This is a genomic window from Microbacterium sp. C-MGS6, assembly GCF_058140415.1.
Map to the genome: position 1 here is coordinate 72825 of NZ_CM176934.1, position 25219 is coordinate 98043.

Below are 25219 nucleotides of genomic sequence, written 5' to 3' on the forward strand. Positions count from 1 at the left end.
ACGCTCGGAGCACCCAGGATGGGCAGGGAACGGAGGAACCATGGCCACCAACACCCGCGACCTGACGTGCAGCACTCATGACGTGTTCCGCGTGCTGGCGAACGGCTGGCTCTACCCCGCGTGGGTGGTCGGCGCGTCCCGCATGCGTGACGTGGACGACTCCTGGCCGGCGGCCGGGGCCCAGCTGCACCATTCGGTCGGCACGTGGCCCGCGCTCCTCGACGACACGACGGAGCTGGTCGAGTGGCACCCCCCGCACCGCGCCGTGATGCGGGCACGCGGCTGGCCGGTCGGCGAGGCGCAGGTGACGATCCGCGCGCGGTCGACTCCGACCGGATGCCAGGTGCGCATCGATGAGGAGCCGGTGAAGGGCCCGGCGACGATGGTGCCCCGGTTCCTGACGACGCCGATGCTCCGCTGGCGGAACGCCGAGACGCTGCACCGCCTGGGCTACCTGGCCGAGGGTCGCGCGTCCTGACCCGGGCTCATCGCCTCACGCTCCCGCCCGCATGAACTCCTCGGCGGCGCGCACCTGCTCTGCGGACGGACGGATCCCGGTGTAGAGGACGAACTGCTCGAGCGCCTGTCGCGTCGCGACCTCGGCGCCCGTGATCACCGTCTTGCCCGCGGCTCGACCGGCGGCGATGAGCGGGGTCTCGGCGGGCAGGGCGACGACGTCGAACACGACTCCAGCGGCGTCCACCGTGGACTCGGGGAAGGCGAGTGCGTCCGCCTCCGCACCCCCGGCCATGCCGATCGGGGTGACGTTCACGATCACGTCGGCGGTGGTGTCTCCGGCCTCCGCGCGCCAGGCGAAGCCGTACAGCTCGGCGAGGGCCCGGCCGGCCGTCTCGTTCCGGGCGACGATCGTCACGTCCGAGAAGCCGGCGTCGCGGAACGCGGCTGCCGTGGCCTTCGCCATGCCGCCCGAACCGCGGAGGAGGACCGAGGACGCGGGGTCGAGGTCGTTCTCCGCGATCAGCTGCGCGATCGCCGAGTAGTCGGTGTTGTGGGCCGTGAGCACGCCGTCATCGTTCACGATCGTGTTGACGGAATCGATGGCCTGCGCTGAGGGGTCCATGCGGTCGACGAGGGCGATGACGTCCTCTTTGTAGGGCATCGAGATGGCGCACCCGCGTATGCCGAGGCCGCGCACCCCCTCGATCGCCTGCCTCAGATCGGTCGGAGCGAAGGCCTTGTAGATCCAGTTCAGACCAAGGGCTTCGTACAGATGGTTGTGGAAGCGCGTGCCGTTGTTGCTCGGCCGTGCCGACAGCGAGATGCAGAGCGTCATGTCCTTGTTCAGCATGGTCACCGATTCAGGCTACCCCTGCGTCTGTCAAGGTCCATGGCGGGAGATCGCGTCCTCCCCTAGGGTGAAAGTGCATGCAAGGGGATCGATCGTCTACGCCTCTCCCCAGGAGGCGGAGGCCCTCCCCACGGGCCGGACGATCCGTGCATGCGATTGGGCCCTCTCGAGTAGTTCAGTCCCCAATGAACTCCTCGAGAGGGCCGCTCTCCGGCCGGTCGCCACGAAGATTTTTCAGATTTGTCCCCCAAAAGGGGGACAAGAAGCGGGTGGAGGGGTTAGGCTGTTTCTGACGCACCCTCCGGTCGTCTTCGGCCCTCATCGCTCCCCCCGCGGTGAGGGCCACACCATTTTCCGGGCGCGTCCGCTCATGCAACATTTGGATTACCTTCTCGCAACGACTATTCCGCTGGGGGTCCCCTCCACTAGCGTTAGCGATGTCGGTGCACCCCTGCGTCGGCTTCTACATCAGCAGAACAGGCAGTACATGAGCACCCAGGGCACGGTCAAGTGGTTCAACTCGGAGAAGGGCTTCGGCTTCATCTCCCCCGACGACGGAGGCGCTGACGTCTTCGCGCACTACTCCGCCATCCAGTCATCCGGCTACCGCTCTCTCGAAGAGAACCAGCGGGTCGAGTTCGATGTGGCGCAGGGCCCCAAGGGCCTGCAGGCAGAGAACATCCGCCCCGTCTGAGGCGGAAGCAACACCGGGAACTCCCCGTCGGAATCACGCGCAGGCGCTGACCCGGCGGGGAGTTTCGTCTTCCCTGGCGGCCTCGGGCGGGTCAGGGCAGGAGGAGTGCGCGCAGCTCGTCGACGGTCGCGACGCGGAACGCCGCGTCGTCGCCCTCGTGCGGGTCGCTGAATCCCCAGCCCACGAAGATCACGGGCACGCCGTTGGCGAGACCGCCCTCGACGTCATGATGCCGGTCGCCGACGAGGACAGGGCGGGAGGTGTCGGCGCCGAGTTCGCGCAGCCGTCGCAGCGCCTCGGCGACGATGTCGGTCTTGGAGGCGAGCGTGGCCTCGTCCGGCGTGGCGCCCACGGTCGTGAGGAACGACGGCCGGAGTCCGAAGTGATCGACCAGGGCGTCGACCTGGTTCTCGGGCTTCGAGCTCGCCGTCGCCTGGGGGACACCCGCCGCGTGCAGGTCGTGGATCAGCTCGGCGACGCCCGGATACGTCTGCACGTCGGTCGTGTACCCGTCGGCCTTGCCGAGGGTGCGGTAGAACGCCACGGCCTCGGCCGACTGCTCCGGCGTCATCCCCGCCTGGTCCTGGAAGGACTGGAACATGGGAGGGCCGATCCAATGCACGAGCTCTTCCCGCGTCGGCGCCGGATGGCCGAAGTGCGTCAGGGCGATGTTCAGGCGACGCAGGATCCCGACCGAGGCGTCGACGATGGTCCCGTCGACGTCCCAGAGCACACACGAGTAAGGCGAAGAGGGCATGCCTTCAGCCTAGGGTCCCGCGAACGGGTGCCCGCCCGTCCTGCACAGGTGTGCACGAAACGGATTTATCCACCGAACACGTGAACACCCTTCACGTCGACCTAGAGTCGTGACAGCGGCGGGATCACGGGTGAGAATGGGGGCATGTACGTGTCGGTGGAAGTCATCACGATGCTGGCGACGGCCGCGACGACTCTCGTCGCGATCATCAGCGGGTTCGGCTGGATGATCGGTCGGATGGACACGCGGTTCGCCGCGATTGACGCGAGGTTCGCGATCCAGGACGCGAAGTTCGACCGGATCGAGCACGAGCTCACCGAGGTGAAGATCGCGATCGCGCGGCTCGAGGGTCCGCAGCCGCGCCTGGTCTCGACGCGCTGAGGATCAGAAGAGGCGGGGGATGCCCGACTCGATGCCCTTCATGTCGTCGTAGTCGAGCACGAGGCAGCGGATTCCGCGATCCTCGGCGAGGACGCGGGCCTGCGGCTTGATCTCCTGGGCGGCGAACACGCCCTGCACCGGAGCGAGGTGGGGGTCGCGACCCAGGAGCTCGAGGTAGCGGGTGAGCTGCTCGACGCCGTCGATGTCGCCGCGGCGCTTGACCTCGACCGCGATCGCCACGCCGTCGGCGTCGCGCACCAGCAGGTCGACCGGGCCGATGGCCGTGGGGTACTCGCGACGCACCAGGGTGGCACCCTCGGCGACGCGGTCCACCTGCTCCGCGAGCAGGCGCTGCAGGTCCGCCTCGACGCCGTCCTTCTGCAGCCCGGGGTCGATCCCGAGCTCGTGGCTGGAGTCGTGGATGACCTCGTAGATCTGCACGCGGAGGGCATCGCCGGTCTTCTTGTGAGTCACGCGCCACACTTCGACGACGCCGGCGCCGGCTTCTTCCTCGCCCGGGTCCTCGGTGGCGAGCACGCACGGCGGGCTCATCCAGTTCAACGGCTTGTAGCTGCCGCCGTCGGAGTGCACGAGCAGACTCCCGTCACCCTTGTGCACGAGCAGGCGGGTGGCGAGCGGAAGATGGGCGTTGAGCCGACCGGTGTAGTCGACCGAGCAGCGGGCGATGACGAGACGCACCCGACGAGCCTACTTCGTCGTCGCCGTGGTCGCGGTCAGAAGATCGCGCCGAAGAGCCCGAGCTCGGTGGCGGCCGACCGGGCGATGAGGAAGCCGATGATGCCGATGATCCAGGCGGTGTTCTCCGCGCCCGTCCGCTCCATCCAGGCGGCGAAGCGCTCCAGCGGCCGCTGCACGAGCGGGGCCGCCACCAGTCGCAGCACGAGGAGCACGACGGCCGGGGCGATCATGAGCGCACAGTATCCGGCCAGGGACAGGATCCGCAGCGAGGTGTCGACGCCGGCGTCCGCCAGCATCGTCATCGCCACGATGTAGGGCAGCATCGTCGCGACCTCCACGAGGCCGGCGGCGATGGCGACGGCCATGACCGCGAACCCGCGCGTCTTCGGGTCGAGCAGTCGTTCCCGCCAGCGGGTGATCCGTCCGGGCCGGGGCGCGGCCGTCGCGGTGGCGGCGGACGGAGCGGGAGGTTGCATCTGCGCGCCCGATGCCGACACGGGGTCTCTGCCCGGCATGCCGGGATCCGGCGGCGCGACGGTGGCCGTGGGCTCCCCGCCCGGCGCTGCTTCGGCGGGCTTCGTCGGCATCACGAACGCCGTGACGAGGAGGGCGGCGCCGACGACGAGGCGGGTGATCATTCCCGCCGGGGAGCTCAGGAAGTCGGAGGCGACGTCGACGAGGTTCACCAGCCCCCACAGGAAGAGGAGTCCGACCACGAGATAGAACACGGCGATCGTCGCGAGATAGAGGAGGATCCGCCCGGCGCGCACACGCCCGGGGTGCAGCAGCAGGAAGACCGGGATGAGCAGTGTCCCGACGCTCAGACCGTCGATGAGCGCGAGCACGGCGAGGGAGAGGGGCAGCGGCAGCCCACCGAAGAGTTCCATGCCTTTACGATCCCGACCCCTGGGCGAACGCGGATCGGGCGAAAGTCGGGGTCGTTCAGACCCCCTCATCCTTTGGTCGGATGCGACGGAGTGCGGGCCGTGGTTGCATGAGGGCATGCACGATCCGGCCGACGGAGGGCCCGCCGCCTGGTACCGGCGGCACCGATGGTGGGTGGACCCCGTCGGCATGGCCGTCCTCGCGACGATCATGGCTGCTCTCGGGTTCCACGGGATCTGGGGCCCCTTCTCGCTGCTGCCCGAGGACGTCTCGCCGTGGTGGGCGCTGGTGCTCGCCATCCCGGCCTGCGCTCTGGCCCTCGGCAAGCGTCGGCACCCGTGGACCGTGCTGGCCCTCGTCACCATGCTCTTCGTCGCCGACCTTGTCACCGTCGGCGGCGTCGGGACGCTGGTGGTGCTGCTGGACGTGCTGTGGACGGCGGCCTTCCTCGCCGGCCCGCGTGGGCGCCGCGTGCTGCTGGTGCTGCTGGGCACGGCGACCATCGCGCTCTTCCTCGCCGCCCTGCTCTTCTCGGGGGCAGAACCACCGGTCGCGCTGCTGTTCGGCGTGCAGTTCGGAGCGATCTTCGGCACCGACTACTGGTGGGCGGTGGCGGTGTCGCAGGCGCATGAGCTGGCCGAGCTGCACCGTCAGCGGGCGGAAGACGCCGCGGCGACCGCCGCCAGAGACCGGGTGCAGGCGGTGCAGCGCGAGCGGGAGACCATGGCCAGGGAGTTGCACGACGTGGTGGCGGGGCACGTGATGGCGATGGCCATCCGGGCCGAGGCGGCGCTCGCTGCTCCGCCGGACCGGTCGGACGACCGTGCCGCGCTGCAGGCCGTGCGGGATGCCGGGCTGGACGCGCACGGAGCCCTGCGCACGATGATCGGGGTGCTGCGCCGCGGCGACGGCGCGCTCGCTCCGACGCCGGGGTGGGCCGACCTCGACCGCCTCGCCGCCGAGGCCCGGCGCTCGGGGCTGGACGTGCGGCTCGCCGTCGACGATCCGGGCGCGCTCGGCGGGGGCGGGGAGCAGGCGGTGGTGCGGGTGGTGCGCGAGGCGCTGGGAAACTGCGTCCGCCATGCCAACGGGGCGGTGGTCGAGGTCACGATCGGCCCGGCCGACGGGACGGCCAGCGTCGCGGTGCGGTCGCGAGGCGGGGCGCCGACCGCGACCGCCGGGCAGGGCGGCGACGGGTGGGGGCTGCAGATGCTGCGGGAGCGCATCACCGCCCTGGGCGGGACGTTCCGGGCCGGACCGGAGCCCGACGGCTGGCTGGTCGAGGCACGACTGCCGGTGGAGGTGCGGGCATGACCGCGCCGACCGTGCTGCTCGCCGACGACCACGGCGCGATCAGGGCGGGCCTGCGCATCATGCTGGAGACGCACGACATCGCCGTGGTGGGCGAGGCGGCCGACGGGGAGGTCGCGGTCCGCAACGCGGCGGCGCTCCGGCCGGACGTGGTCCTCATGGACCTGCGCATGCCGGGACGTGACGGGGTCTCGGCCACCCGCGAGATCGTGGAGCGCGCACTGGGAGATGTCCTCGTGCTGACGAGCTTCGACGAGGATGAGCTCGTGCTCGCGGCGATCCGCGCCGGGGCCGTCGGCTTCCTTCTGAAGACCGTCGACGCGCCGACCCTCGTCCAGGCCGTGCGTGCTGTCGCTGCCGGAGAGGGGGCGCTGGACCCGCGGGTCACCCGGCGTGCGCTCGCCGCGGTGGCGGCGTCCGCCTCGGAGCCGCCGCCGATGACGACGTTCGTGCTCCCGGAACTGACGCCGCGGGAGCGGGACGTCCTCGACGGGATTCTGCAGGGGTGGTCGAACGCCCAGCTCGCCGCGCGCCTGAAGATCTCGGTGCCGACCGTGAAGACCCACGTGTCGAACGTGCTCACCAAGCTCGGGGCGCGTAGCCGGTCACACGCGGCCGCGTTGGTGCGCGGTGTCGAGGACTGAGGTCAGCGCTCGGTGGTCGGAACCGCCGGAGCCTTCTCCTCCGTGCGGAGCGGCCGGGCGGCGCCGGAGAACAGGCCGGAGAGCACCACGAGCGCGACGAGGATGAAGAGCGTGTTGAGCAGCCCGATGTGCTCGCTGATGACGCCGAGCACGGGAGGGCCGCCGAGGAACGCCACGTAGCCGATCGTCGCCGCCGCACTCACCCGTGCGGCGGCCTTGGCCGGGTCGTCCGCCGCCGCCGACATGCCGAGGGGGAAGCCGAGCGACGCGCCGATGCCCCACAGGGCTGCGCCGACGAGGACCAGCGGCAGTGTGGGCGCGAGGATGAACAGCAGGATTCCGGTGGCGGCCGTCGCGGCCAGGATGCGCAGCACCAGCACCCGGCCGAACCGGTCGACCAGCGGTCCACCGAAGAGGCGCACCACCGTCATCCCGACGGAGAACACCGCCAGGGCGACGGCCCCCGTTCCCTCCGCGAACCCGTGCCCCTGCTCGGTGCCCAGGGCGATCCAGTCGTTGGCCCCGCCCTCCGCGAAGGACATGCCGAGCATGACGGTTCCCAGCAGGTAGGTGCGCGGTTCGCGCCAGGCCTCGAGGGCGGTGTGCATCCGCTGACGGAACGGGGGCTTCTCGTGGTCCTCGGGGTCGAGCGCGGCCTCGCGCACCGGCACCTGGAAGAAGCAGACGACGGCGATCGCGGCGATGAGGACGCCCATCGAGACGGCGTGCGTGCCGACGTCGACCTTGAGCGCCGCGGCGAGGGCGCCGATGCCGGCGCCGAGCACGGTGCCGAAGCTGAAGAACGCGTGGAAGACCGGCAGGATGGTGCGGCCCATCTGCTGTTCGATGGCGGTGGCCTCGACGTTCATCATCACGTCGACGCAGCCGTTGCCGAAACCGAAGAGCACCATGCCGATGAGCACGACAGGCACCGACCCGAAGACGGTGGCGCCGAGGCCGACGAGCGCGATGCCGGTCGCGAACGTGAGCATCGCCAGGAGCATGCCGCGTCGCGCGCCGGTCCGCGCCATCACCGCGGGGCTGGTGGAGATGCCGAGGATGGACGCGACGCCCATGCCGAGCAGGATGAGGCCGACCTGCGCGTTGTCGAGGTCGAGCGCCTCCTTGATCCCCGGCACGCGGGAGGCCCAGGTCGCGATCGAGAGGCCGCTGGCGAGGAAGATGGCGAAGATCGCGGTGCGCCAGCGCACGAACTGCGAGCGGGTGAGGGCGGTGTCCATGGCGGACAGCCTATCGAATCGATTCGACCTTCGGTGACGGAACCGGGCTATCCTCGGAGTATGACCAGGGAGACGCCGCGACGGCCCACGATCGCCGATGTGGCTCGCGAGGCGGGGGTCGCCACCTCGACCGCGTCCGTCGTCTTCAGCGGCAAGGCCAAGGTCGCACCCGCCACCCGGGACCGGGTGCTCGCCGCCGCGACCGACCTCGGCTACACCGGCCCCGATCCCCGCGCCGCCTCCCTCCGGCGCGGGCGCAGCGGCATCGTGGCGGTGGTCCTGGAGGGACATCTGCGCGCGGCGTTCCTCGATCCGGTCACGACCGCGATGATGGACGGCCTCACCGACGGCCTGGCCGACCTCAGCGCCGGGATCCTCCTCATGCGCGACGAGCCGGGCGAGGACGGCTCTGCCATCGCGAGCGCTCCCGTCGACGCCGTGGTGCTCATCGGATGCTCCGGGCGCACCCGCGCGTCCCTGGAGATCGTGCTCGGACGCGGTCTCCCGGTCGTCGTCATCGAGGGCGATGCGGGGCTCGATGTGCCGCGCATCACGCTGGACAACGTCGCCGCCTCCGCGGACATCGCCCGTCACGTGCGCGACCTCGGTCATCAGGACGTCGCGCTCGTCACCCTCTCGCTGGACGCGGAGCGCGAGCGCACCCTCATCACTCCGGAGCGGTTGGCGAACGCGACCGTCGACGTGACGGTCGACCGTCTCGCCGGGATGCGTGAGATCTTCCCCGACGCCCCGGCGATCTCGGCCTCCGGAAGCCTCATCGACGAGGGCATCCTCGTCGGGCGGATGCTGCTGGCCGATCCCGCCACCCGGCCGACCGCCGTGCTCGCGCAGAGCGACCTGCTCGCCGTCGGTGTGATCCGTGCCGCGGAGGAACTCGGACTCCGTGTCCCCGAAGACCTCTCGGTGGCCGGCTTCGACGGGATCCCGCTCGACGGCCTCGGCGATCTCACCCTCACCACGAGCGTGCAGCCCGCGGTGGAGAAGGGCAGGGCCGCCGGGGAGCAGGTCGCCCGGATGCTGCGCGGGGAGCCGGGCGTGACCCAGGACCTGCACTGCGTGTTCCGCGCCGGCACGACGACCGCACCGCCCCCCTCGCGCTGACAGCGCGCACCGGTCACGAACGCGCGGGCCCGAGGGGAAGCGTCGCCGGCGCGTAGTCGAGGATGCGGTACCGCCCGCACTCGACGAGGGCGGTGGGCTCCGCGGTGGTCCGCAGGTTCCACGGCACGGTCTGCGTGTCCTCGACGAGGAACGACACCGCACCCACGGCGAAGTCCCGACGATCGACGAGCCAGGCGTAGCCGTGCAGCTCGTGGTCGACCTGCACGAGCCGGGCGGGATCCGACGCGTGCAGCTTGGGCAGTCGGATCGTCCAGAACTGTCCCGCACCGGTGCGCCCCGACGCGTCCACCCAGTCGGTCACGCAGGCGAGATCGCGGTCGGGCGCGCTCGCCGCCTGCACGATGCGCGGCACGGCCGCCGCGCTGCCGACGAGGAGGGCGATGGCGACGACGGTGGGGACGACGCGAGTCACCGCGGCTCGCGGCATCCGGACGCGCGGGAGTGCGACGAGGGCGAGGATCGGGGCGAACACGAGCGGCTGCAGGTACCGGGCCGCGTGGGTTCCCGCCGCGATGCCGCCGACGATCACGAAGAGCGGGAGGACCCAGGCTGCCATCGCCACGAGGCGGATGCCGCTGTCCGACGCGTGCGCCGTCCGCACGACCGCGAGCACCGTCAGCGTCAGGATGACGACCGCGGCCAGCACGCCGCCGGGGGTGGACAGGCGCTCGATCGCGAGTCCCGCGTAGTACTCGACGGCGTGGGCCCACTCCGAGGGCTGCACGTAGCCCGCGCCGGAGTTCGCGATCCATGCCGAGAACGGAATGCGACCGAGGAAGCCCAGAGCGCTGCCCCCGACCAGGGCCCCGATCAGGGCCGGCGCGTGACGCCGGACCGGGGGCGCAGCGAGGGAGACAGCGCCGAGGATCAGGGAGAGCGGCACCGTGGCCCATGCGGCGAACAGCGGATTGCTCATGGTCGCGACCGCCGCGACCGCACCGAGGGCGATCACCGGCGTCACGCCTCCAGAGGTGTCGTCGACGACGCGCCGACACAGAGCCACGGCGAGGAGCACGCCCACGACCGTGGCCGAGTAGTACGTGGTCGTCAGCATCAGCGACGCGAGCTCGAGCGCGTCGCGCGACGTCGACGACTCGGTGAGGATGAGGAGACAGAACGTCGCGAGGGCCGCGACCGACCAGGCGACCGGTGCCCGACCCTCGACGCGCCGACCGGCGGCGAGGCGGATCGCCCCGTAGAGCGCGAGCACGTTCACCACCGCGTTGGCCGCCAGCACGCCGTCCACGTCGAAGGGCAGCACGGCGTCGAGGGCCGTGAACACCGCGATCTCAGGAAGGAAGAGCACACTGGACATCGCCCAGTCGCCCCCGCCGCCGTCCAGGATCGATCGGGCGACCAGAGCCACGATCAGCGAGTCCCCGTCGTCGAACATCAGCGTCGACCGGGGTGACGACGCCAGGTATCCGACGACGATCAGCGCGAGTTCCAGCGCGGCCGCCCACCCCGCCAGCTCCCGCCCCCGGACCCGCCGCATACGACCACTCTGACACGCGATCTCGAAGCTCGCGGAGCCGACAGGCGCCTCGGCCCGGTAAACTAGACGGACACCGCCCGCCTGAGCCGTACGGCCGACGAGCCCCGAGGAGCCGCGTATATGCTGATGCTCCTCGCAGTGTTCCTTCTCGGGTCGCTCTTGATGCCCGTTCTGGTGCGCTGGTTGGGAGCTCAGGCTTTCGCCGTCGCCGCCCTCGTCCCGGCCGCCGCGTTCGTGCATGCCCTCGTGCTCACGCCGCAGGTGCTCGACGGCCCGGTCCCGTTCGTCTCGGTGCCGTGGATCCCGCAGCTCGGGCTGAACCTGTCCATGAACATGGACGTCCTCGGGTGGGTGCTCACGCTCATCGTCACCGGCGTCGGCGCGCTCGTGCTGCTCTACTGCCGCTGGTACTTCCACGACGAGGCGGCCGGCATCGGGCAGTTCGCGGGCGTGCTCCTCGCCTTCGCCGGCGCGATGTACGGTCTCGTCCTCACCGACGACCTCGTGATGCTCGTGATGTTCTGGGAGGCCACGAGCATCCTCTCCTACCTCCTCATCGGCCACTACCGACGCCGCGCCGCCAGCCGACGTGCCGCGCTCCAGGCGCTCCTGGTGACCACGCTCGGCGGACTCGTCATGTTCGTCGGCGTCGTGCTCCTCGTCGTCGACGCGGGGACATCGAGCATCCGGGAGATCCTCGCGATCGCGCCGACCGGTCCGATCGTCGATGCGGCGATCGTCATGCTCCTGATCGGCGCCATCAGCAAATCGGCGCTCTTCCCCTTCCACTTCTGGCTCCCGGGCGCCATGGCGGCCCCGACGCCGGTCAGCGCCTACCTGCACGCCGCGGCCATGGTGAAGGCCGGCATCTACCTCATCGCCCGCTTCGCACCCATCTTCGCGTTCAGCCCGACGTGGCGGCCGATCGTGCTCACACTCGGCATCCTCACGATGCTCCTCGGGGGCATCCAGGCGCTGCGGGAGACCGACCTCAAGCGTGTGCTCGCGTTCGGCACGGTGAGCCAGCTCGGTTTCTTCGCGGTCGTCGTCGGCTACGGCACGCAGGCGGCCGCCCTCGCCGGCATCGCGCTGGTGATCGGGCACGCGCTGTTCAAGTCGGCGCTGTTCCTCATCGTCGGCGTCATCGACCGCCAGCTCTCCACCCGTGACGTGACCGAACTCTCCGGCGTCGGCCGGCAGGCGCCGGTCATGGCCACGGCCGCGTTCATCGCCGTGGCCTCGATGGCCGGGGTGGCTCCGACCATCGGATTCGTGGCGAAGGAGTCGACGCTCACGGCGCTGCTGGATGATGCGCTGGGCGGCTCCGTGTGGGGCCTGGTCGCCCTGATCGGCGTCGCGCTCGGATCCATGCTCACCGCGGCATATGGTGTGCGCTTCCTCTGGGGCGCGTTCTGGACCAAGCGCGACGCCGACGGACAGCGGCAGCCCGACACGGTCTGGCCCGATCCGCCGGTCGGCTTCCTCTCGGCACCGATCATCCTCGCCGGGGTGACGCTCGCCGCGGGGATCGGCGCCCCCGCGCTCGACGTCGCCCTGCAGCCCTATGCGCTGACCGCCACCCCCGGACTCGACCACGAGGGCGCGGCCGTCGAGGGTCCGGGACACCTCGCGCTCTGGCACGGCCTCGAACCCGCTCTCGGCATCTCGATCCTGTCGATCCTGCTCGGCATCGGCCTCTTCCTCCTCACCCGCCGGACCGGGTGGGACCGTCGTCCGCGACTGCTGCCGTTCACGGCCGCCGACGCCTACTACGTGGTGATGCGCGGCATCGACCGGCTCTCGGTGCTGAGCACCACGCTCACCCAGCGGGGTTCGCTGCCCGTCTACGTGGGGACGATCTTCGTCGTCTTCGTCGCCGCCGAGGTCACCGCGCTGGTGGCGAGCGACATCGACCGCTATCAGCTCTCGCTCTGGCACACGCCGGCTCAGCTCGCCGTGGCCCCGATCATGGCCGTCGCCGGCGTCGTGGCCGTGCGTGCCCGCAAGCGCTACACCGGCGTCGTGCTCGCCTCCGTCACGGGCCTGGGCATGGTCGTCCTCTTCGCGACCAGCGGAGCACCGGACCTCGCGCTCACCCAGATCCTCGTCGAGACGGTGACGATGGTGACCTTCGCCCTGGTGCTGCGCCGCCTTCCTGCGCGGATGGGCGAGCACAACGCCTCCGTCAGCCGCATCCCGCGCGCCCTGCTCGGGATCGGCGTCGGCCTGACCATGGCCTTCGTCGCCGTCGTCGCGACCCAGTCCCGCGTGGCCGACCCCATCTCGGCGATCTTCCCGGAGATCGCGTACGAGATCGGCCACGGCAAGAACGTCGTGAACGTGGCGCTGGTCGACCTCCGCGGTTGGGACACGATGGGCGAGCTGTCCGTGCTCGTGCTCGCCGCGACCGGTGTCGCCTCTCTCGTGTTCGTGACCCACCGCGCCGACCTGCTCGCCGCCACGAAGACCCTGCCCCGCTCGGTGCGGAAGTCGGCACGGAGCCGGCCGCTCGTGGAGACCACGGACGGCGTGCGCTTCCAGACCGCGGAGAACCGCTCGGCACCGCGCGCCTGGCTCGTCGGCGGCCAGAAGATGAAGCCGGAGAACCGGTCGATCCTGCTCGAGGTGATCGTCCGGATCCTGTTCCACACGATCATCGTGGTGTCGATCTTCCTGCTCTTCGCCGGGCACAACCTCCCCGGCGGCGGCTTCGCGGGCGGGCTCGTCGCGGGCATGGCCCTCGTGATGCGCTACATCGCGGGAGGCCGCTGGGAGCTGGGTGCCGCCGCGCCGACCGATGCCGGAAGACTCCTCGGCGCGGGCCTCATCCTCGCCGTGGGCACCGCCGTCGTGCCGCTGTTCTTCGGCATGGCGCCGCTCACCAGCACCTTCTGGGAGTGGGAGATCCCCGGTATCGGACACATGGAGTTCGTCACCTCGACCATCTTCGACATCGGCGTCTACCTCGTCGTGATCGGACTCGTCCTCGACGTGCTCCGCAGCCTCGGCGCCGAGGTCGACCGGCAGGCGGCGCTCCGCCCCGGTGAGAGCACCGCCGTCGACTTCTCCTCGAGGACCGGGGGGAACGGCTGATGGACGTCTCGCTCGCCCTCATCGCGATCATGGCCGTGCTCTTCGCCTGCGGCGTCTACGCGATGCTGGAGCGCAGCCTCACCCGCGTCCTCATCGGCTTCCTCCTGCTCGGGAACGCCACGAACCTGCTCCTGCTCATCGTCATGGGCGTACCGGGGAACGCACCGTTCTTCGGCACGGAGGGCGACCTGAGCGACCCGCTGCCCCAGGCGCTGACGCTCACCGCGATCGTCATCACGTTCGCCGTCTCGGCCTTCCTGCTGGCGCTCATCTACCGCTCCTGGCAGCTCGGTCAGGCGGACACGGTCGAGGACGACGAGGCCGACATCGCGCTGCGGGAGCGCACCGACGAAGACGAAGACCTCATGGACGACGAGTCCGAGACGGACGACGACGACGCCACGACCGACTTCGTGGGCGTGCAGACCGCGCCCATCACCGTCCTGCACATGCGCGACAACCCGGCGATCCACGATGACGCGCCGTACGACGCGCCGTACGTGCCCGAGCCGGAGCCGGAACCCGACGGCGCGGACGAGGCCGACGCGGACCGGGACGACGACACGACAGACGGGGAGGGCAGGCCATGACCACGCTCGTCCCCCTCCTCGTCGCCCTGCCGCTCCTCGGTGCCGCGATCACCCTCGTCTTCGGTCGCAACGCGCGCCTGCAGGTGTTCGTCACGGTCGCCACGCTCGCGGTCGTGTCCGTCATCGCGGCCGTGCTGCTCGTCGTCGTCGACGCAGGCTCCCCGCTCGCGGTCTCCGTGGGCGGGTGGCCGGTGCCCTTCGGCATCGTCCTCTACGTCGACCGCCTCGCCGCCCTGCTGGTGCTCGTCTCCAGCATCGTGCTGCTCGCGGTCCTCCTCTTCTCCATCGGCCAGGGTGTGGCCGACGGGGCGGACGAGACCCCGATCTCGATCTTCAACCCCTCGTACCTGATCCTCGCCGCCGGCATCTTCAACGCCTTCATCGCCGGCGACCTGTTCAACCTGTACGTCGGGTTCGAGATCCTCCTGGTCGCCTCGTACGTGCTCATCACCCTGGGGGGCACCGAGTCCCGCATCCGCACCGGGGCGGTCTACATCGTCGTCTCGCTCGTGTCGTCGATCCTGTTCCTCGCGTCGATCGCGATGATCTACGGTGCCCTCGGCACGGTGAACATGGCCCAGATCGCCGAGCGCATGTCGGAGCTCCCACAGGACACGCAGCTCGTCCTGCACCTCATGCTCGTGGTCGCCTTCGGGATCAAGGCCGCGATCTTCCCCGTGTCGTTCTGGCTGCCCGACTCCTACCCGACGGCCCCCGCGCCGGTCACCGCCGTGTTCGCCGGCCTGCTGACCAAGGTCGGCGTGTACGCGCTGATCCGGACCGAGACGCAGCTGTTCGCCTCGAACAGCATCGACACCCTGCTGCTCATCATCGCGCTGGCGACCATGGTCGTCGGTGTCCTCGGCGCCGTCGCGCAGGCCGAGCTCAAGCGGATCCTGTCGTTCACGCTCGTCAGCCACGTCGGCTACATGATCTTCGGTCTGGCGATCGCGACCCCGGCAGCCATCGGCGCGACCGTGTACTACATCGTCCACCACATCGTCGTGCAGACCACCCTGTTCCTCGCGGTGGGACTCATCGAACGTCGGGCGGGCAGCACGTCGATCCTGCGGGTCAAGGGCCTGCTGAAGATCGCCCCCGTCATCGCGCTGCTGTACTTCATCCCCGCCATCAACCTGGGCGGTCTACCCCCGTTCTCCGGGTTCATCGGCAAGTTCGCCCTGTTCGAGGCCGCGGCCTCCGTGGGCACGCCGCTGATGATCGTGCTCATCTTCGGCGGCATCATCACCTCGCTGCTCACCCTGTATGCGCTCATGCGCGCCTGGAACCTCGCCTTCTGGCGCGAGGAGGAGGACTCGACCGAGACCGAGGGCCGCATCTCCTACCTCACCGGAGCCCCCGCCGCGGATGAGCAGCAGGAGCGCCGACACATTCCGAGGATCATGACCATGGCCACCGCCGGCATGGTCACCGTCACACTGGCCCTGACGATCTTCGCCGGACCGCTGTACGCTCTGTGCGACCGTATCGGGGCGGGCCTGCTGCAGCCGGTCAACCTCGTACAGCTGGAAGACGAGGTGGAGGGATGAGGCCCGAGACCAAGCGCGTCTGGCGGGACATCGGCATGCAGCTGCCGTTCCTCGCCTGGCTGATCGTGCTGTGGATGCTGCTGTGGGCCCAGTTCACGGTGCTGTCCTTCCTCACGGGACTCGTGGTGGCGATCTTCGTGACGCGGGTGTTCCGCCTCCCCACGGTCGAGCTCTCGGGGCGCGTCAACCTCTGGTACGGGGCCCTGTTCGTCGTGCAGTTCCTGTTCGCGATCCTCCGCGGCGCGCTCTCCGTGACGGCGCAGGTGTTCGACTTCCGCCGCCAGCCGGGTACCGCCATCGTCGCGGTACCCCTCCGCTACGCCGACGACCTCGTCATGACCCACGTCGCCGTCGTGTCGTCGCTCATCCCGGGCTCCCTCGTCGTCGAGGCCGACCGCGACCGCGGGATCCTCTATCTGCACGTGATCGGCGTGCGCAGCAAGGAGGACGTCGAGACGCAGCGGCAGGGCGTCCTCGGCTGGGAGAAGCGCATCGTCCGGGCGCTCGGCAACCCGACCCAGTACCGTGCGCTCAAGGCCGACGAGCGCGCCGGCCGCATCGACCCCGCGACGATCGGCGGTGCCCGATGAACACCCTGCTCCTCATCATCCTCGCCGTGTTCGCCGTGGCTGCGATCCTCGCCGTGATTCGCATCGTCCGCGGCCCCTCGATCCTCGACCGCGCCGTCGCTGCCGACGTGCTGCTGACCGAGGTCATGTGCGTGCTCGGCGCCGAGATGGCCATCAACGGCCACACCCGCAATATCCCCGTGCTCCTCATCATCGCGGCGGTCGGCGTGTTCGGGTCGATCGCGGTCGCCCGGTTCGTCGCGAGAAGGGACAACACGACACCATGAACGTGTTCGGTCTGATGATCCCGGATGCCGTCGTCGATGTGGCGGTGCTCGTCCTCATCCTGCTCGGGGCGATCCTCTGCCTCTCCGCCTCCGTGGGGCTCCTGCACTTCCGCGATGTGCCGACGCGACTGCACGCCGCAACGAAGCCCCAGGTGCTCGGGCTGCTGCTGATCTGCGTCGCGATCGCTCTGTCGCAGCGGTCGATCGGCGGCGTGCTGTTCGGTCTCGTGCTCGTGGCGCCCGTGGTACTCATGCAGTTCGCGACCGCCCCCCTGTCCGCGCACATGGTCGGTCGCCAGGCCTACCGCAACGGCACCATCGAGCAGCGGGGGCTCGTCGTCGACGAGCTCGCCGAGTCGAAGCAGACCCCTCCCGCCGCCGGCTGACCGCCTCGCCGCCGACGTAGCCGGTTCCGCCCGCTGTCGGTTCACAACTCAGGAGATCCGCGGCGTCATCGTGCCGCGCGTGCGCTCAGGTCGGATGGGGGACGGATTCTCCTGAATTGTGAACGCCGTGCGCGGCCCCCACTTCTCCTCCACCGCCTCGCGATCCGGAGCGGCCACTCCACATTCGGTCTCATTCCCCGTCCCGCCGTGTCGCGCCGGGCATCCTCCGGGATGTGATCGCCCACTCCGGACCCCAGCGCGCAGCAGAGGTCTTCGACTCCACGGTGTTCAGTCGAGCGGATCTTCGCTCCGCCGGGCTGAGGGGGCGCGAGCTGACCGCCCTGGTGCGGAGCGGGCGGCTTCTGCGACTGCGCCGGGACCGATACGCCCGCCCGGATGTGGATCCTGTCGTCGCGGAGGCCGTGCGCATCGGAGGTCGCGTCACCTGCGTCTCCCTTCTTCAGCTGCTAGGGGTGTTCGTGCTCGCGGCCCACGGTGTGCACGTGCAGGTCGATCCCCATCGCTCGCGGTTGGGGCGTCGAGACGCGGAGGCTCACAGGGTGCACTGGGCAGAGGACGGCGCAGCGAGTACGCTGCACGTCACGTCCCTGGATGCGGCCGTACGGCATGCCGTCCGATGCCAGTCGCCTCGGGCGTCGGTGGCCACCCTGGACAGCCTCCTTCATCAGCGCCTCATCACGATGGACGAACTGCGCGCGATCTTCGCTCGGCTGCCGCCGCGGTTCGGCGCGGTGCTCGCCCTGGCCGACGCGTCATCCGAGTCGGGGCCGGAGACCTTCGTGCGGCTCCTCCTCCGGTCGCTCGGTGCCTCATTCGAGACACAGGTCCACATCCCCGGCGTGGGTCGAGTCGACTTCGTCGTCGATGGATGGCTGATCGTCGAGTGCGACAGCCGCGCTTTTCACGAGGGTTGGGCGAAGCAGCAACGGGATCGTGCGCGGGACATGGCGGCCGCTCGTCTCGGCTATGTCACAATCCGGCCGCTCGCCGCTGACATCTTCTCCGACCCCGCAGGCACGCGAGAGGCGCTGCGGGAGGTTTTGGAGGCGCTCGGGCCCCGGCTCGTCGGCGCTCGCCGTTCACAACTCAGGAGAAAGGGCAACCGCAGCCTGCCTCAGCCGCCGAACCGCCCCAACGCGCCGCGATCTCCTGAGTTATGAACGGTCGACCCGAGGGGCGCGGGCAGCGATTCGAAGGGTCAGGTGCGGGCGGCGAAGGCCTCGATCAGGCGGGCGGCGGGCTCCGAGTCGCTGATGAGGGTGCCGTGGCCGTGGTCGGGGATGACGGCGAGCTCCGCGCCGGGGATCGCGTCGAGGATGACCTGGCACCAGCTCATCGGCGCCAGCGGGTCGTCCTCCCCGCGCAGCACCAGCACCGGGCGCTGGATGCGCACGAAGGCCTTCTCGGGCTTGTGCACGATGGTCGCGCGCATCTTGCGGATCAGATGCGGGCCGCCGCGAAGGTACTCCCGGGCACCGCGCCAGATGACGAGCGGTCGTTCGCCCACGAGGTCCTGCAGCAGGTATCGCGCCTGGGCGCCCACGTTCCGGGCGGCCTTGTCGACGGTCGGACCCGCCAGCACGACTCCGGCGACGAGGGTGGGATGCCGGGCGGCGAGCTCCGCGGCGATCTGACTCCCCATCGAGTGCCCGATCACCACCACCGGGTCCGCGTCGACGTACCGGAGGTAGGCGGCCACCAGGTCGGCGTGCCGCTGCATGGTCAGGGTGCGTGTGGGCTCGGGCGCCTCGCCGAAGCCGGGGAGGTCGAGCGCGATCACCCGCCCCTGCAGTCGCTGGGTGAGGTCGAGGTAGACGCTGCGCCCCATGCCGATGCCGTGCAGCAGGAGGTAGGTGGGCGGTCCGTCGCCGAAGGTCTCGGCGATCAGGGTCGCGCCTCCGTGCTCGAACTCCAGGAGGGTGGCCGGCGTCCCCTTCGGGGCGAGGTAGCTGGTGGGCACCTGTCCACGCTAGCCGAGCACCCTCCACGCTCCTCTCAGCCGGCGGGCGCGAGCGTCAGGGTGTCGACCGCTGCCGCCTTGACGGCCTTCGGTGTGAACGCCCACGACCGCTGCACCCCCGTCGACCAGTCCGTGGTCTGATCGACGTAGTGCTCGTGGAAGGCGTGCCCTGAGGCTCCGGTGAGGTGGATCCACGTCGAGTCGTCGAAGTCGGCGAGATCGACGACCATCCGCATGGAGGGCACGGTGGTTGTGGCGTACGAGACGCCGAGCTGCCACCCGGTCGCATCGACCACGGAGGCGCCGCCGCCGACCGGATACGGACCACGGTTGAAGAGGGCCTCGATCGGGCCGATGCCTGACGAGCCGAACGTGTCGCTCGTGAGGGTGAGGGCATGCAGATCGCCCCAGTTCCACCGCGCGACGTCCGTGCCCTGAAGCGCGGACAGCTCGTCGTACGCCTCTTCGGCCGACAGTGCGAGCATCTCGTCCCGGCCCTCGACATCGAGCTGGGGGTTGCTCCACAGCGGGTCCGCCGGGTTCTCCAGCATCGCTCCGACGACGGTGAACAGCCGGCCCTGACCGTCGATCGGCAGCGGCTGCTCGCGCTCGGCGAAGATGTTCTGCACGAGGTTCGACCAGAGCACGTTCGCGTACGCGGCGCCCGCCGACGAGGCGCTGTTCTGCGCGTCCCAGCCGCGGAGCAGCTCGACGGCCTGCTGCGGACCCGCTCCCTCGACCTCGATGTCCTTCATCGCGGCGACGAGCTGCGTGCCGATCCACATCTCGCCGTCCATCTGGATGTCCCGCATGTCGTCGGCCGTCAGGGGCCCGGCCGCGGCCCGGCGCTCGATAAGGTGGGCGATGCGGGCGGCGCGGTATCCCTGGTCCCAGTCTCGGGAGAGGAAGTGCTCGTAGTCGTCGGTCACGATGGCGTTGTTGGCCGTGACGATGTATCCGGAGCTGGGGTTGTACGACACCGGCAGCTCCTCGAACGGGATGTACCCGGTCCAGTCGTAGCTGCTGTCCCACCCGGGCTGCGGCATCCAGCCGTCGCCGGCACCGCGGATCGGGAGCCGGCCGGGGGTCTGGTAGCCGATGTTGCCGTCGACGTCGGCGTAGATGAGGTTCTGCGCCGGGACGTCGAACAGGGAGGCCGCGCGGCGGAAGTCCTCGAAGTCCTGGGCGGTCGACAGCGCGAAGATCGCCGTCGCGGTGGTGCCGGGGTCGAGCGCAGTCCACCGCAGGCTCACCGCGTACTCGGCGGCATCCGAGCCGGGAGCGGCCGGAACGGCGCCCTCCGCGGTGAGCCCTGGCGTTGGGTCGTCCGCGATGCCGGTGAAGTCATCCGTGAGGCCGGAGATGATCGGTCCGTGCACGGTGGAGCGGATGGTGAGCTCGATGTCGTCCCCGCCGGCGACCTCGATGGTCTCCGTGCTCTCCTCCAGCGGCACGAGCTCGCCGTCGCGCCAGTAGGAGTCGCCCTCGATGCGCTCGACGTACAGGTCGGTGACGTCGGTGGTGAGGTTCGTGAAGCCCCACGCCACGCGCTGGTTGTGTCCGATGACGATGCCCGGAAGCCCCGAGAAGGAGAACCCGCCGACGTCGAACGGGCAGTCCTCGTCCACCGTCGCGCACTTCAGCTGCACCTGGTACCAGACCGACGGGAGCGAGGCGCCGAGGTGCGGGTCGTTGGCCAGCAGCGGCATCCCGGATGCGGTGAGGTCGCCGGAGACGACCCAGGAGTTGGAGCCGATCCCCTCGCCGACGTCGCCGACGAGCACGCTCGCCGCCTCGATGACGGACGAGGTCTCCTCCCACTCCACTGTCGTGAGCGCCTGCTGTGCCTCGCCGTCGCCCTCGGGCACGGTGAAGGCGGCGGGCTCGGCGCCGGTCTCCAGCGGCGGGACCGTGGAGATGGTGGGCACGATCACGGGGTTCCGGTCGAACGGGTAGTCCGGATAGAGCGTGCCGAGCAGAGCCTCCACATCGACCTGCGGGTCCTCGGCGAGCTGCCCCGCGAGGAGTGCCCGCTCGGTCTCGTCCTCGACGTTGGTGCGGAGGTCCCAGGCCATCGCCTTCAGCCACGCCACCGAGTCCGCGGGTTCCCACGGCTCCGGCTCGTAGTCGGGGTTCTGCAGTCCGAGGACCGCGTACTCGAGGGAGAGCTCTGCGCCCGAGCGGGAGGACAGGTAGGCGTTGACGCCGTCCGCGTAGGCCTCGTAGTAGCCGCGGGTGACGTCGTCCATCGCCTCGACCTCGGCCTCGGCGGTCGTGCGCCAGCCCAGCGTGCGCAGGAACGCGTCGGTGCCGGCCTGGGAGGCGCCGAACAGCTCGGCGACTCGGCCGGAGGTGACGTGCCGGCGGAAGTCCATCTCGAAGAACCGGTCCTGCGCGTGCACGAAGCCTTCGGCGAAGAAGAGGTCGTCCGAGGAGTCGGCGGTGATCGTGGGCACCCCGCTGGCGTCGCGCTGCACGGTGACCTCCGCTTTCAGCCCCTCGAGCGTCGTCGAGCCGGAGGTCTGCGGGAAGGAGCGCTGGATCGTCCAGGTCACGAAGAACGCGCCCGCGACGGCCACCACCACGAGGGCGGCGACCACGAGGAACGCGATGCGTCCGATGCGAGCGCCGAGAGAGGGGCGCGGGGAAACGGCGGACGCCGTCGAATCGGTCATCATCGTCGAGAACTCTTTCGGGTAGCCAGGTGAGACTCAGTCCCACCGAGCCCCAGTGCGCGTTTCACGGGTACGCGCTCTCGCATCATAGCCGCCCCGCGCTCGCCGCGGGATGGTCCGCGGCGAGCGGGAGGGTCAGCCGATGAGGCTGGGCTGCAGATCGCGCAGCGTGCGGCGGTGCGTCATGCGGGTGACACCGATCATCGCCAGCAGCAGGGCCCCGACGAGCCAGGCGCCCAGCACAGCCAGGTCCCAGCCGGCTCTCGCGTAGTCCCCGCCGTACATGAGCTGGCGCATGGCATCGACGACGTAGCCGAGGGGCAGCACGTGGTGCAGCGCGGCGAGGGGAGCGGGCAGTGTCTGCCAGGGGAACGTCCCGCCCGCTGTGACGAGCTGGAGCACCATGAGCACGAGGCCGAGGAACTGCCCCACGGACCCGAGCCAGACGTTGAGGGCGAGGATGATCGCGGCGAACGTGGCCGAGGCGAACATCATCACCCCGAGCGTGCCGAGCGGATGATCGAACGTGAAGCCGAGCGTGAGTGCCAGGATCCCCATGAGGCCGAGCATCTGCACCGCACCGAGCATCGCCGGCGTCAGCCAGCCCGCGAGCGTGATCCGGATCGGGGAGTGCAGCGCCGTGACGGCCCGGCGGGAGATCGGCTTCACGATGAGGAACAGCGCGTAGATGCCGATCCACGCGGAGAGGGCGGCGAAGAACGGGGCGAGGCCGGCGCCGTAGTCCTCCGCGGAGGCGACCTTGTCGCTGGAGACCTTCACCGGGTCCGCGATCGTGTCGGCCTGCAGGGAGCGCAGGTCGGGGGTGGAGGCGGGGATCGCCTGCACACCGTCGGCGAGCCCGTCCCGCAGCTCCGCGGTCCCGGAGGACAGTGTCTTCAGGCCATCGCGGAGCTGGGCCGCGCCCGAGTTCGCCGCGGCCGCGCCCGTCGCGAGGGTGCCGGCGCCGCCGGCGAGCTCGCTCGCCCCCGATGCCAGTGAGGCGGAACCGGCGGCGAGCTGGTCGACCTTGCCGACGGCGTTCTGCACCTGCGCGTTGCCCTCCTCGATCCGGGTTCCGAGCGGATCCAGGCGGGCGAGCACCTCGTCGATCTCCTCGGGCGCGAGTCCCTGCTCCGTCAGGAGGTCGGCGATGTCCGAGCGCACCTGCGGCAGCGCGTCCGTCGCCTCCTGTACCGCGGCTCCGGCCCGGTCGGCGACGTCGGCGAGCTGGCGGTTGCCCGCGCTCACCTGCTGCGCGCCGTCGGCGAGCGTCCGGGCCCCGGAGGCGAGCTGCGCGGAGCCGTCGGCGAGCTTCGCCGTCCCGTCGGCGAGCGTCGTACTCCCGGAGGCGGCGCTGCGCGCGCCGTCGACGAGCTGCGTGGCGCCGTCGGTCGCGGAGACCAGGTTGTCGCGCACGTCGCTGAGGCCGGTCAGCAGTCGCTCCGCGGCCTCGCTGCCGACCATCTCGGCGACGGAGCTGCGGATCTTCTCGACGGCCTGCGATCCCATCGACGACGCGAGGTAGTTGTTCGCGTCGTTGGTCTCCAGCTCGATCCTGGCCTGGTGCGGGTCGTCGCCCGCCGCGGAGGTGAGGGCGGTGGAGAAGTCGGCCGGGATCGTCACGGTGAAGTCGACCGCGCCGTGGCGCAGGGCGTCGGCGGCTTCGTCCTCGGTCATGCGCTGCCAGTCGAACGCGTTCCCCTCGATCAGGTTCTCCGCCACGTCCTCCCCGTAGTTGACCGTCTCGTCGCTCGCCGGTTCGGTGCCGGTCGTGGGGGCGGGAGCGCCCTCGTCGTCGACCACCAGGGCCACGGGGACCTCGGAGAACTTCGCGTACGGATCCTGGTTCGCCCAGAGGTAGAGGCCGCCGTAGAGGATCGGCACGCAGATGAGGGCCACGAGGGCGAGGATGCCCATCCGGCTCGCGGTCAGGCGGCGGAGTTCGGCGGCGATCATGGCGGGGACCTTCATCGCGCTTCTCCTTCCTCGTCGGACGGGGCGTCGTCCTCGGACGGTACTTCGTCCTCGGACGGTACTTCGTCTTCGGTCAGCGGTTCGTCTTCGGTCAGCGGTTCGTCGTCGGTCACGGCCTCGTCGTCGGTCACGGCCTCGTCGTCGGGACGCTCGAGGACCAGCGGCTCGACGGGACCGGACGCGTTGATCGCGTCGAACTCGTGCATGCGCTCGAGGGCGACGGCGGCGGAACCGCCGACGATCACGAGCATCGCGTACCCGCGGTCCGCGAACTCGGCCGCGATGCGCCACCATCCGTCCGGGCTGCCGCCGTGGCGATCCGGGGCGACGAGGACGATGCCCTCGACGCCCTCGCGGAGCACGGCGAGCTCGCACAGGATGCGCACGCGGGCGGCCGGGTCGACCGAGCCGATGGGGACGGAGGCGAGCTCCTGGTATCCCACCCGGCCGAGCCAGCGTCGGGCGTGGAGCGGGGTCGCACCGCGCCCGGCAAACATCAGCTCCTCACCGACCACCCCGGCGACGGTGATGTCCGGATGCGGGTCGCTGACGTCCGGCGCGTCCACGAGCGCGACCCGGCGACGCAGTTCCTTCGGGCTCGCCGCCGCATCGATGGTGACGCGGCCGGTGTCCGGGCGCATCCGCCCGCTCGCGATGAGGCCGAGCACGGTCGGCCGCTGCTCGGTCTCCGCGAGCGCGTAGCGGACCGCGCCCGAGTGGAACTCGAGGCTCATGGAGGGAAGAGCCTGTCCGGCGCGACCCTTGCTGACATCGTGCAGTGTGATCCTCATGCGCGGACCTCCTGATCGTCGGCGGTGATGTCCGGGTGAGAGGAGAGCAGCTCGTCCGCCTCGCGCCAGGAGAGTCCCGCGATGCTGAGCACGGCCCGGACGGCGACGTCTCCGGCGCCACTGCTCTGCGCGTCGGTGCGGGAGACGACCGTGCGCGCCATCTCCTCGATCAGTCGGGCGAGCGTGGGGGCAGCGAGATCCGTGCGGAAGCTGCCGTCCTCCTGTCCCCTCCGCACGAGGGCGGCGACGCTCCGGCGCAACGGCGCGAGGGCGGCGGCGGTGTGCTCGACGTGCGCCTCGTCGAGGGCGAGCGCGGCGGCGACCTGGATGTGCGCCGCCTCCTCCCAGAGCCGGGCGGCCAGTCGGGCGAGGGCGAGGCGGGCGTCGGGGTCGTCGATGGAGGCGGCGATGGCATTGAAGCGCTGGGCGCCGGTGGAGACGAGTTCGCGGATCAGGGTGTCCCGGTCCTCGAAGTGTCCGTAGAGGGTGCGGCGCGACAGGCCGGCGGTCCGGGCGATCGCGTCGAGGGAGGCGTGCGGGTCGGAGGCAAGGGCGCTGCGAGCCGCGGACAGGATGCCGGCGCGGTTCTCTGCAGCGTCGCGACGGAGGGCGCGAGTGGTCATCCCTTCATGGTAATAACATGCACAGCCCTGTGCAAGATAACTCAGCAACCTCGCAGCGTACCGACTGGGAGGCAGGGCGCCGAGGCTCCTCCGGGGCAGGCCGTGTTATGTTACGCGTCGCGCTTCGGCGCATTCTCAGTG

The 25219-nt window shown here is 70.5% G+C and carries 24 protein-coding genes; 13 read left to right on the top strand and 11 right to left on the bottom strand.

The genetic code is table 11. The features are described from left to right. Positions 1-40 precede the first annotated feature (40 nt). Positions 41-478, top strand: coding sequence for an SRPBCC family protein (locus tag AC3B5L_RS00375; RefSeq protein ID WP_259954156.1), 438 nt, complete (start codon positions 41-43; stop codon positions 476-478). A gap of 15 nt (positions 479-493) precedes the next feature. Here the strand turns inward: AC3B5L_RS00375 and AC3B5L_RS00380 are convergent, their stop codons facing one another. Further along, positions 494-1309, bottom strand: a complete 816-nt coding sequence (locus AC3B5L_RS00380; protein WP_490096417.1) for a shikimate 5-dehydrogenase — start codon at positions 1307-1309, stop codon at positions 494-496. Positions 1310-1796: 487 nt separating this feature from the next. Here AC3B5L_RS00380 and AC3B5L_RS00385 point away from each other — a divergent pair, with 487 nt between their 5' ends. Continuing rightward, positions 1797-2003, top strand: coding sequence for a cold-shock protein (locus AC3B5L_RS00385; protein WP_017203899.1), 207 nt, complete (start codon positions 1797-1799; stop codon positions 2001-2003). A 91-nt stretch (positions 2004-2094) separates the two neighbouring features. Here AC3B5L_RS00385 and AC3B5L_RS00390 read toward each other — a convergent pair whose 3' ends face one another. Beyond that, the gene (locus AC3B5L_RS00390; protein WP_187662826.1) at positions 2095-2760 is read right to left on the bottom strand and encodes an HAD hydrolase-like protein; all 666 of its coding nucleotides are present in this window, start codon (positions 2758-2760) and stop codon (positions 2095-2097) included. Between the two features lie 144 nt (positions 2761-2904). On the opposite strand from AC3B5L_RS00390, the gene AC3B5L_RS00395 reads away from it, so the two are divergent. Continuing rightward, positions 2905-3141: a hypothetical protein gene (locus tag AC3B5L_RS00395; RefSeq protein WP_062637647.1), complete on the top strand. Its 237-nt coding sequence runs from the start codon at positions 2905-2907 to the stop codon at positions 3139-3141. A gap of 3 nt (positions 3142-3144) precedes the next feature. On the opposite strand, the gene nucS is transcribed toward AC3B5L_RS00395, so the two are convergent. Beyond that, positions 3145-3840 carry an endonuclease NucS gene (gene nucS / locus AC3B5L_RS00400; RefSeq protein WP_187662827.1) on the bottom strand — a complete coding sequence of 232 codons (696 nt, stop codon included), beginning with the start codon at positions 3838-3840 and terminating at the stop codon, positions 3145-3147. Between the two features lie 35 nt (positions 3841-3875). Continuing rightward, positions 3876-4727, bottom strand: a complete 852-nt coding sequence (locus AC3B5L_RS00405; protein ID WP_490096041.1) for a GAP family protein — start codon at positions 4725-4727, stop codon at positions 3876-3878. A 115-nt stretch (positions 4728-4842) separates the two neighbouring features. On the opposite strand from AC3B5L_RS00405, the gene AC3B5L_RS00410 reads away from it, so the two are divergent. Together AC3B5L_RS00410 and AC3B5L_RS00415 are read left to right on the top strand one after the other, a co-directional pair. Then, positions 4843-6039, top strand: coding sequence for a sensor histidine kinase (locus tag AC3B5L_RS00410; RefSeq protein WP_490096042.1), 1197 nt, complete (start codon positions 4843-4845; stop codon positions 6037-6039). Then, positions 6036-6680 (top strand): response regulator, encoded by a 645-nt coding sequence (locus AC3B5L_RS00415; RefSeq protein ID WP_490096043.1) that lies wholly within the window; start codon positions 6036-6038, stop codon positions 6678-6680. The genes AC3B5L_RS00410 and AC3B5L_RS00415 overlap by 4 nt, the downstream gene beginning before the upstream one ends. A 2-nt stretch (positions 6681-6682) precedes the next feature. Here AC3B5L_RS00415 and AC3B5L_RS00420 read toward each other — a convergent pair whose 3' ends face one another. Continuing rightward, complete coding sequence (locus AC3B5L_RS00420; protein ID WP_259954142.1) at positions 6683-7921, bottom strand: MFS transporter; 1239 nt, start codon at positions 7919-7921, stop codon at positions 6683-6685. Positions 7922-7981: 60 nt separating this feature from the next. Here AC3B5L_RS00420 and AC3B5L_RS00425 point away from each other — a divergent pair, with 60 nt between their 5' ends. Continuing rightward, entirely contained in the window at positions 7982-9043 is a 1062-nt protein-coding gene (locus tag AC3B5L_RS00425) for a LacI family DNA-binding transcriptional regulator (protein WP_259954141.1), read from the top strand. 13 nt (positions 9044-9056) lie between these two features. On the opposite strand, the gene AC3B5L_RS00430 is transcribed toward AC3B5L_RS00425, so the two are convergent. Then, positions 9057-10559: a hypothetical protein gene (locus AC3B5L_RS00430; protein ID WP_490096044.1), complete on the bottom strand. Its 1503-nt coding sequence runs from the start codon at positions 10557-10559 to the stop codon at positions 9057-9059. A 120-nt stretch (positions 10560-10679) separates the two neighbouring features. Between AC3B5L_RS00430 and AC3B5L_RS00435 the strand changes: the two genes are divergently transcribed. The 7 genes from AC3B5L_RS00435 to AC3B5L_RS00465 all read left to right on the top strand — a co-directional run bounded on the left by AC3B5L_RS00435 (position 10680) and on the right by AC3B5L_RS00465 (position 18215). Next, positions 10680-13652 (top strand): Na+/H+ antiporter subunit A, encoded by a 2973-nt coding sequence (locus AC3B5L_RS00435; RefSeq protein ID WP_187662836.1) that lies wholly within the window; start codon positions 10680-10682, stop codon positions 13650-13652. Beyond that, entirely contained in the window at positions 13652-14242 is a 591-nt protein-coding gene (locus AC3B5L_RS00440; RefSeq protein WP_232089137.1) for a Na(+)/H(+) antiporter subunit C, read from the top strand. Before AC3B5L_RS00435 ends, AC3B5L_RS00440 begins: the two co-directional genes overlap by 1 nt. Then, a complete protein-coding gene (locus AC3B5L_RS00445; RefSeq protein WP_259954137.1) occupies positions 14239-15792 on the top strand; it encodes a Na+/H+ antiporter subunit D in 1554 nt (517 codons plus the stop codon). The genes AC3B5L_RS00440 and AC3B5L_RS00445 overlap by 4 nt, the downstream gene beginning before the upstream one ends. Beyond that, positions 15789-16382: a Na+/H+ antiporter subunit E gene (locus tag AC3B5L_RS00450; RefSeq protein ID WP_292797088.1), complete on the top strand. Its 594-nt coding sequence runs from the start codon at positions 15789-15791 to the stop codon at positions 16380-16382. Before AC3B5L_RS00445 ends, AC3B5L_RS00450 begins: the two co-directional genes overlap by 4 nt. Next, positions 16379-16648 carry an MrpF/PhaF family protein gene (locus AC3B5L_RS00455; protein ID WP_187662839.1) on the top strand — a complete coding sequence of 90 codons (270 nt, stop codon included), beginning with the start codon at positions 16379-16381 and terminating at the stop codon, positions 16646-16648. The genes AC3B5L_RS00450 and AC3B5L_RS00455 overlap by 4 nt, the downstream gene beginning before the upstream one ends. Beyond that, positions 16645-17034, top strand: a complete 390-nt coding sequence (gene mnhG / locus AC3B5L_RS00460) for a monovalent cation/H(+) antiporter subunit G (protein WP_071328007.1) — start codon at positions 16645-16647, stop codon at positions 17032-17034. The genes AC3B5L_RS00455 and mnhG overlap by 4 nt, the downstream gene beginning before the upstream one ends. A gap of 659 nt (positions 17035-17693) precedes the next feature. Then, positions 17694-18215 carry an endonuclease domain-containing protein gene (locus tag AC3B5L_RS00465; RefSeq protein WP_490096045.1) on the top strand — a complete coding sequence of 174 codons (522 nt, stop codon included), beginning with the start codon at positions 17694-17696 and terminating at the stop codon, positions 18213-18215. A gap of 38 nt (positions 18216-18253) precedes the next feature. Here the strand turns inward: AC3B5L_RS00465 and AC3B5L_RS00470 are convergent, their stop codons facing one another. The 5 genes from AC3B5L_RS00470 to AC3B5L_RS00490 all read right to left on the bottom strand — a co-directional run bounded on the left by AC3B5L_RS00470 (position 18254) and on the right by AC3B5L_RS00490 (position 25078). Next, positions 18254-19015, bottom strand: a complete 762-nt coding sequence (locus AC3B5L_RS00470; protein ID WP_490096046.1) for an alpha/beta fold hydrolase — start codon at positions 19013-19015, stop codon at positions 18254-18256. Positions 19016-19050: 35 nt separating this feature from the next. Further along, a complete protein-coding gene (locus AC3B5L_RS00475; RefSeq protein ID WP_490096418.1) occupies positions 19051-21690 on the bottom strand; it encodes a penicillin acylase family protein in 2640 nt (879 codons plus the stop codon). 135 nt (positions 21691-21825) lie between these two features. Next, positions 21826-23661: a YhgE/Pip family protein gene (locus AC3B5L_RS00480; RefSeq protein WP_490096047.1), complete on the bottom strand. Its 1836-nt coding sequence runs from the start codon at positions 23659-23661 to the stop codon at positions 21826-21828. Then, the gene (locus AC3B5L_RS00485) at positions 23658-24455 is read right to left on the bottom strand and encodes a hypothetical protein (protein ID WP_490096048.1); all 798 of its coding nucleotides are present in this window, start codon (positions 24453-24455) and stop codon (positions 23658-23660) included. Before AC3B5L_RS00485 ends, AC3B5L_RS00480 begins: the two co-directional genes overlap by 4 nt. Continuing rightward, a complete protein-coding gene (locus AC3B5L_RS00490; RefSeq protein WP_187662845.1) occupies positions 24452-25078 on the bottom strand; it encodes a TetR/AcrR family transcriptional regulator in 627 nt (208 codons plus the stop codon). Before AC3B5L_RS00490 ends, AC3B5L_RS00485 begins: the two co-directional genes overlap by 4 nt. Positions 25079-25219: the final 141 nt, after the last annotated feature.

Excerpts from the sequence above, each read along its gene's own strand:
- AC3B5L_RS00375 (WP_259954156.1), top strand. The coding sequence starts at position 41 with ATGGCCACCAACACCCGCGACCTGACGTGCAGCACTCATGACGTGTTC.
- AC3B5L_RS00380 (WP_490096417.1), bottom strand. The coding sequence starts at position 1,309 with ATGCTGAACAAGGACATGACGCTCTGCATCTCGCTGTCGGCACGGCCG.
- AC3B5L_RS00385 (WP_017203899.1), top strand. The coding sequence starts at position 1,797 with ATGAGCACCCAGGGCACGGTCAAGTGGTTCAACTCGGAGAAGGGCTTC.
- AC3B5L_RS00390 (WP_187662826.1), bottom strand. The coding sequence starts at position 2,760 with ATGCCCTCTTCGCCTTACTCGTGTGTGCTCTGGGACGTCGACGGGACC.
- AC3B5L_RS00395 (WP_062637647.1), top strand. The coding sequence starts at position 2,905 with ATGTACGTGTCGGTGGAAGTCATCACGATGCTGGCGACGGCCGCGACG.
- AC3B5L_RS00405 (WP_490096041.1), bottom strand. The coding sequence starts at position 4,727 with ATGGAACTCTTCGGTGGGCTGCCGCTGCCCCTCTCCCTCGCCGTGCTC.
- AC3B5L_RS00410 (WP_490096042.1), top strand. The coding sequence starts at position 4,843 with ATGCACGATCCGGCCGACGGAGGGCCCGCCGCCTGGTACCGGCGGCAC.
- AC3B5L_RS00415 (WP_490096043.1), top strand. The coding sequence starts at position 6,036 with ATGACCGCGCCGACCGTGCTGCTCGCCGACGACCACGGCGCGATCAGG.
- AC3B5L_RS00420 (WP_259954142.1), bottom strand. The coding sequence starts at position 7,921 with ATGGACACCGCCCTCACCCGCTCGCAGTTCGTGCGCTGGCGCACCGCG.
- AC3B5L_RS00425 (WP_259954141.1), top strand. The coding sequence starts at position 7,982 with ATGACCAGGGAGACGCCGCGACGGCCCACGATCGCCGATGTGGCTCGC.
- AC3B5L_RS00430 (WP_490096044.1), bottom strand. The coding sequence starts at position 10,559 with ATGCGGCGGGTCCGGGGGCGGGAGCTGGCGGGGTGGGCGGCCGCGCTG.
- AC3B5L_RS00435 (WP_187662836.1), top strand. The coding sequence starts at position 10,680 with ATGCTGATGCTCCTCGCAGTGTTCCTTCTCGGGTCGCTCTTGATGCCC.
- AC3B5L_RS00440 (WP_232089137.1), top strand. The coding sequence starts at position 13,652 with ATGGACGTCTCGCTCGCCCTCATCGCGATCATGGCCGTGCTCTTCGCC.
- AC3B5L_RS00445 (WP_259954137.1), top strand. The coding sequence starts at position 14,239 with ATGACCACGCTCGTCCCCCTCCTCGTCGCCCTGCCGCTCCTCGGTGCC.
- AC3B5L_RS00450 (WP_292797088.1), top strand. The coding sequence starts at position 15,789 with ATGAGGCCCGAGACCAAGCGCGTCTGGCGGGACATCGGCATGCAGCTG.
- AC3B5L_RS00455 (WP_187662839.1), top strand. The coding sequence starts at position 16,379 with ATGAACACCCTGCTCCTCATCATCCTCGCCGTGTTCGCCGTGGCTGCG.
- mnhG (WP_071328007.1), top strand. The coding sequence starts at position 16,645 with ATGAACGTGTTCGGTCTGATGATCCCGGATGCCGTCGTCGATGTGGCG.
- AC3B5L_RS00475 (WP_490096418.1), bottom strand. The coding sequence starts at position 21,690 with ATGACCGATTCGACGGCGTCCGCCGTTTCCCCGCGCCCCTCTCTCGGC.
- AC3B5L_RS00480 (WP_490096047.1), bottom strand. The coding sequence starts at position 23,661 with ATGAAGGTCCCCGCCATGATCGCCGCCGAACTCCGCCGCCTGACCGCG.
- AC3B5L_RS00485 (WP_490096048.1), bottom strand. The coding sequence starts at position 24,455 with ATGAGGATCACACTGCACGATGTCAGCAAGGGTCGCGCCGGACAGGCT.
- AC3B5L_RS00490 (WP_187662845.1), bottom strand. The coding sequence starts at position 25,078 with ATGACCACTCGCGCCCTCCGTCGCGACGCTGCAGAGAACCGCGCCGGC.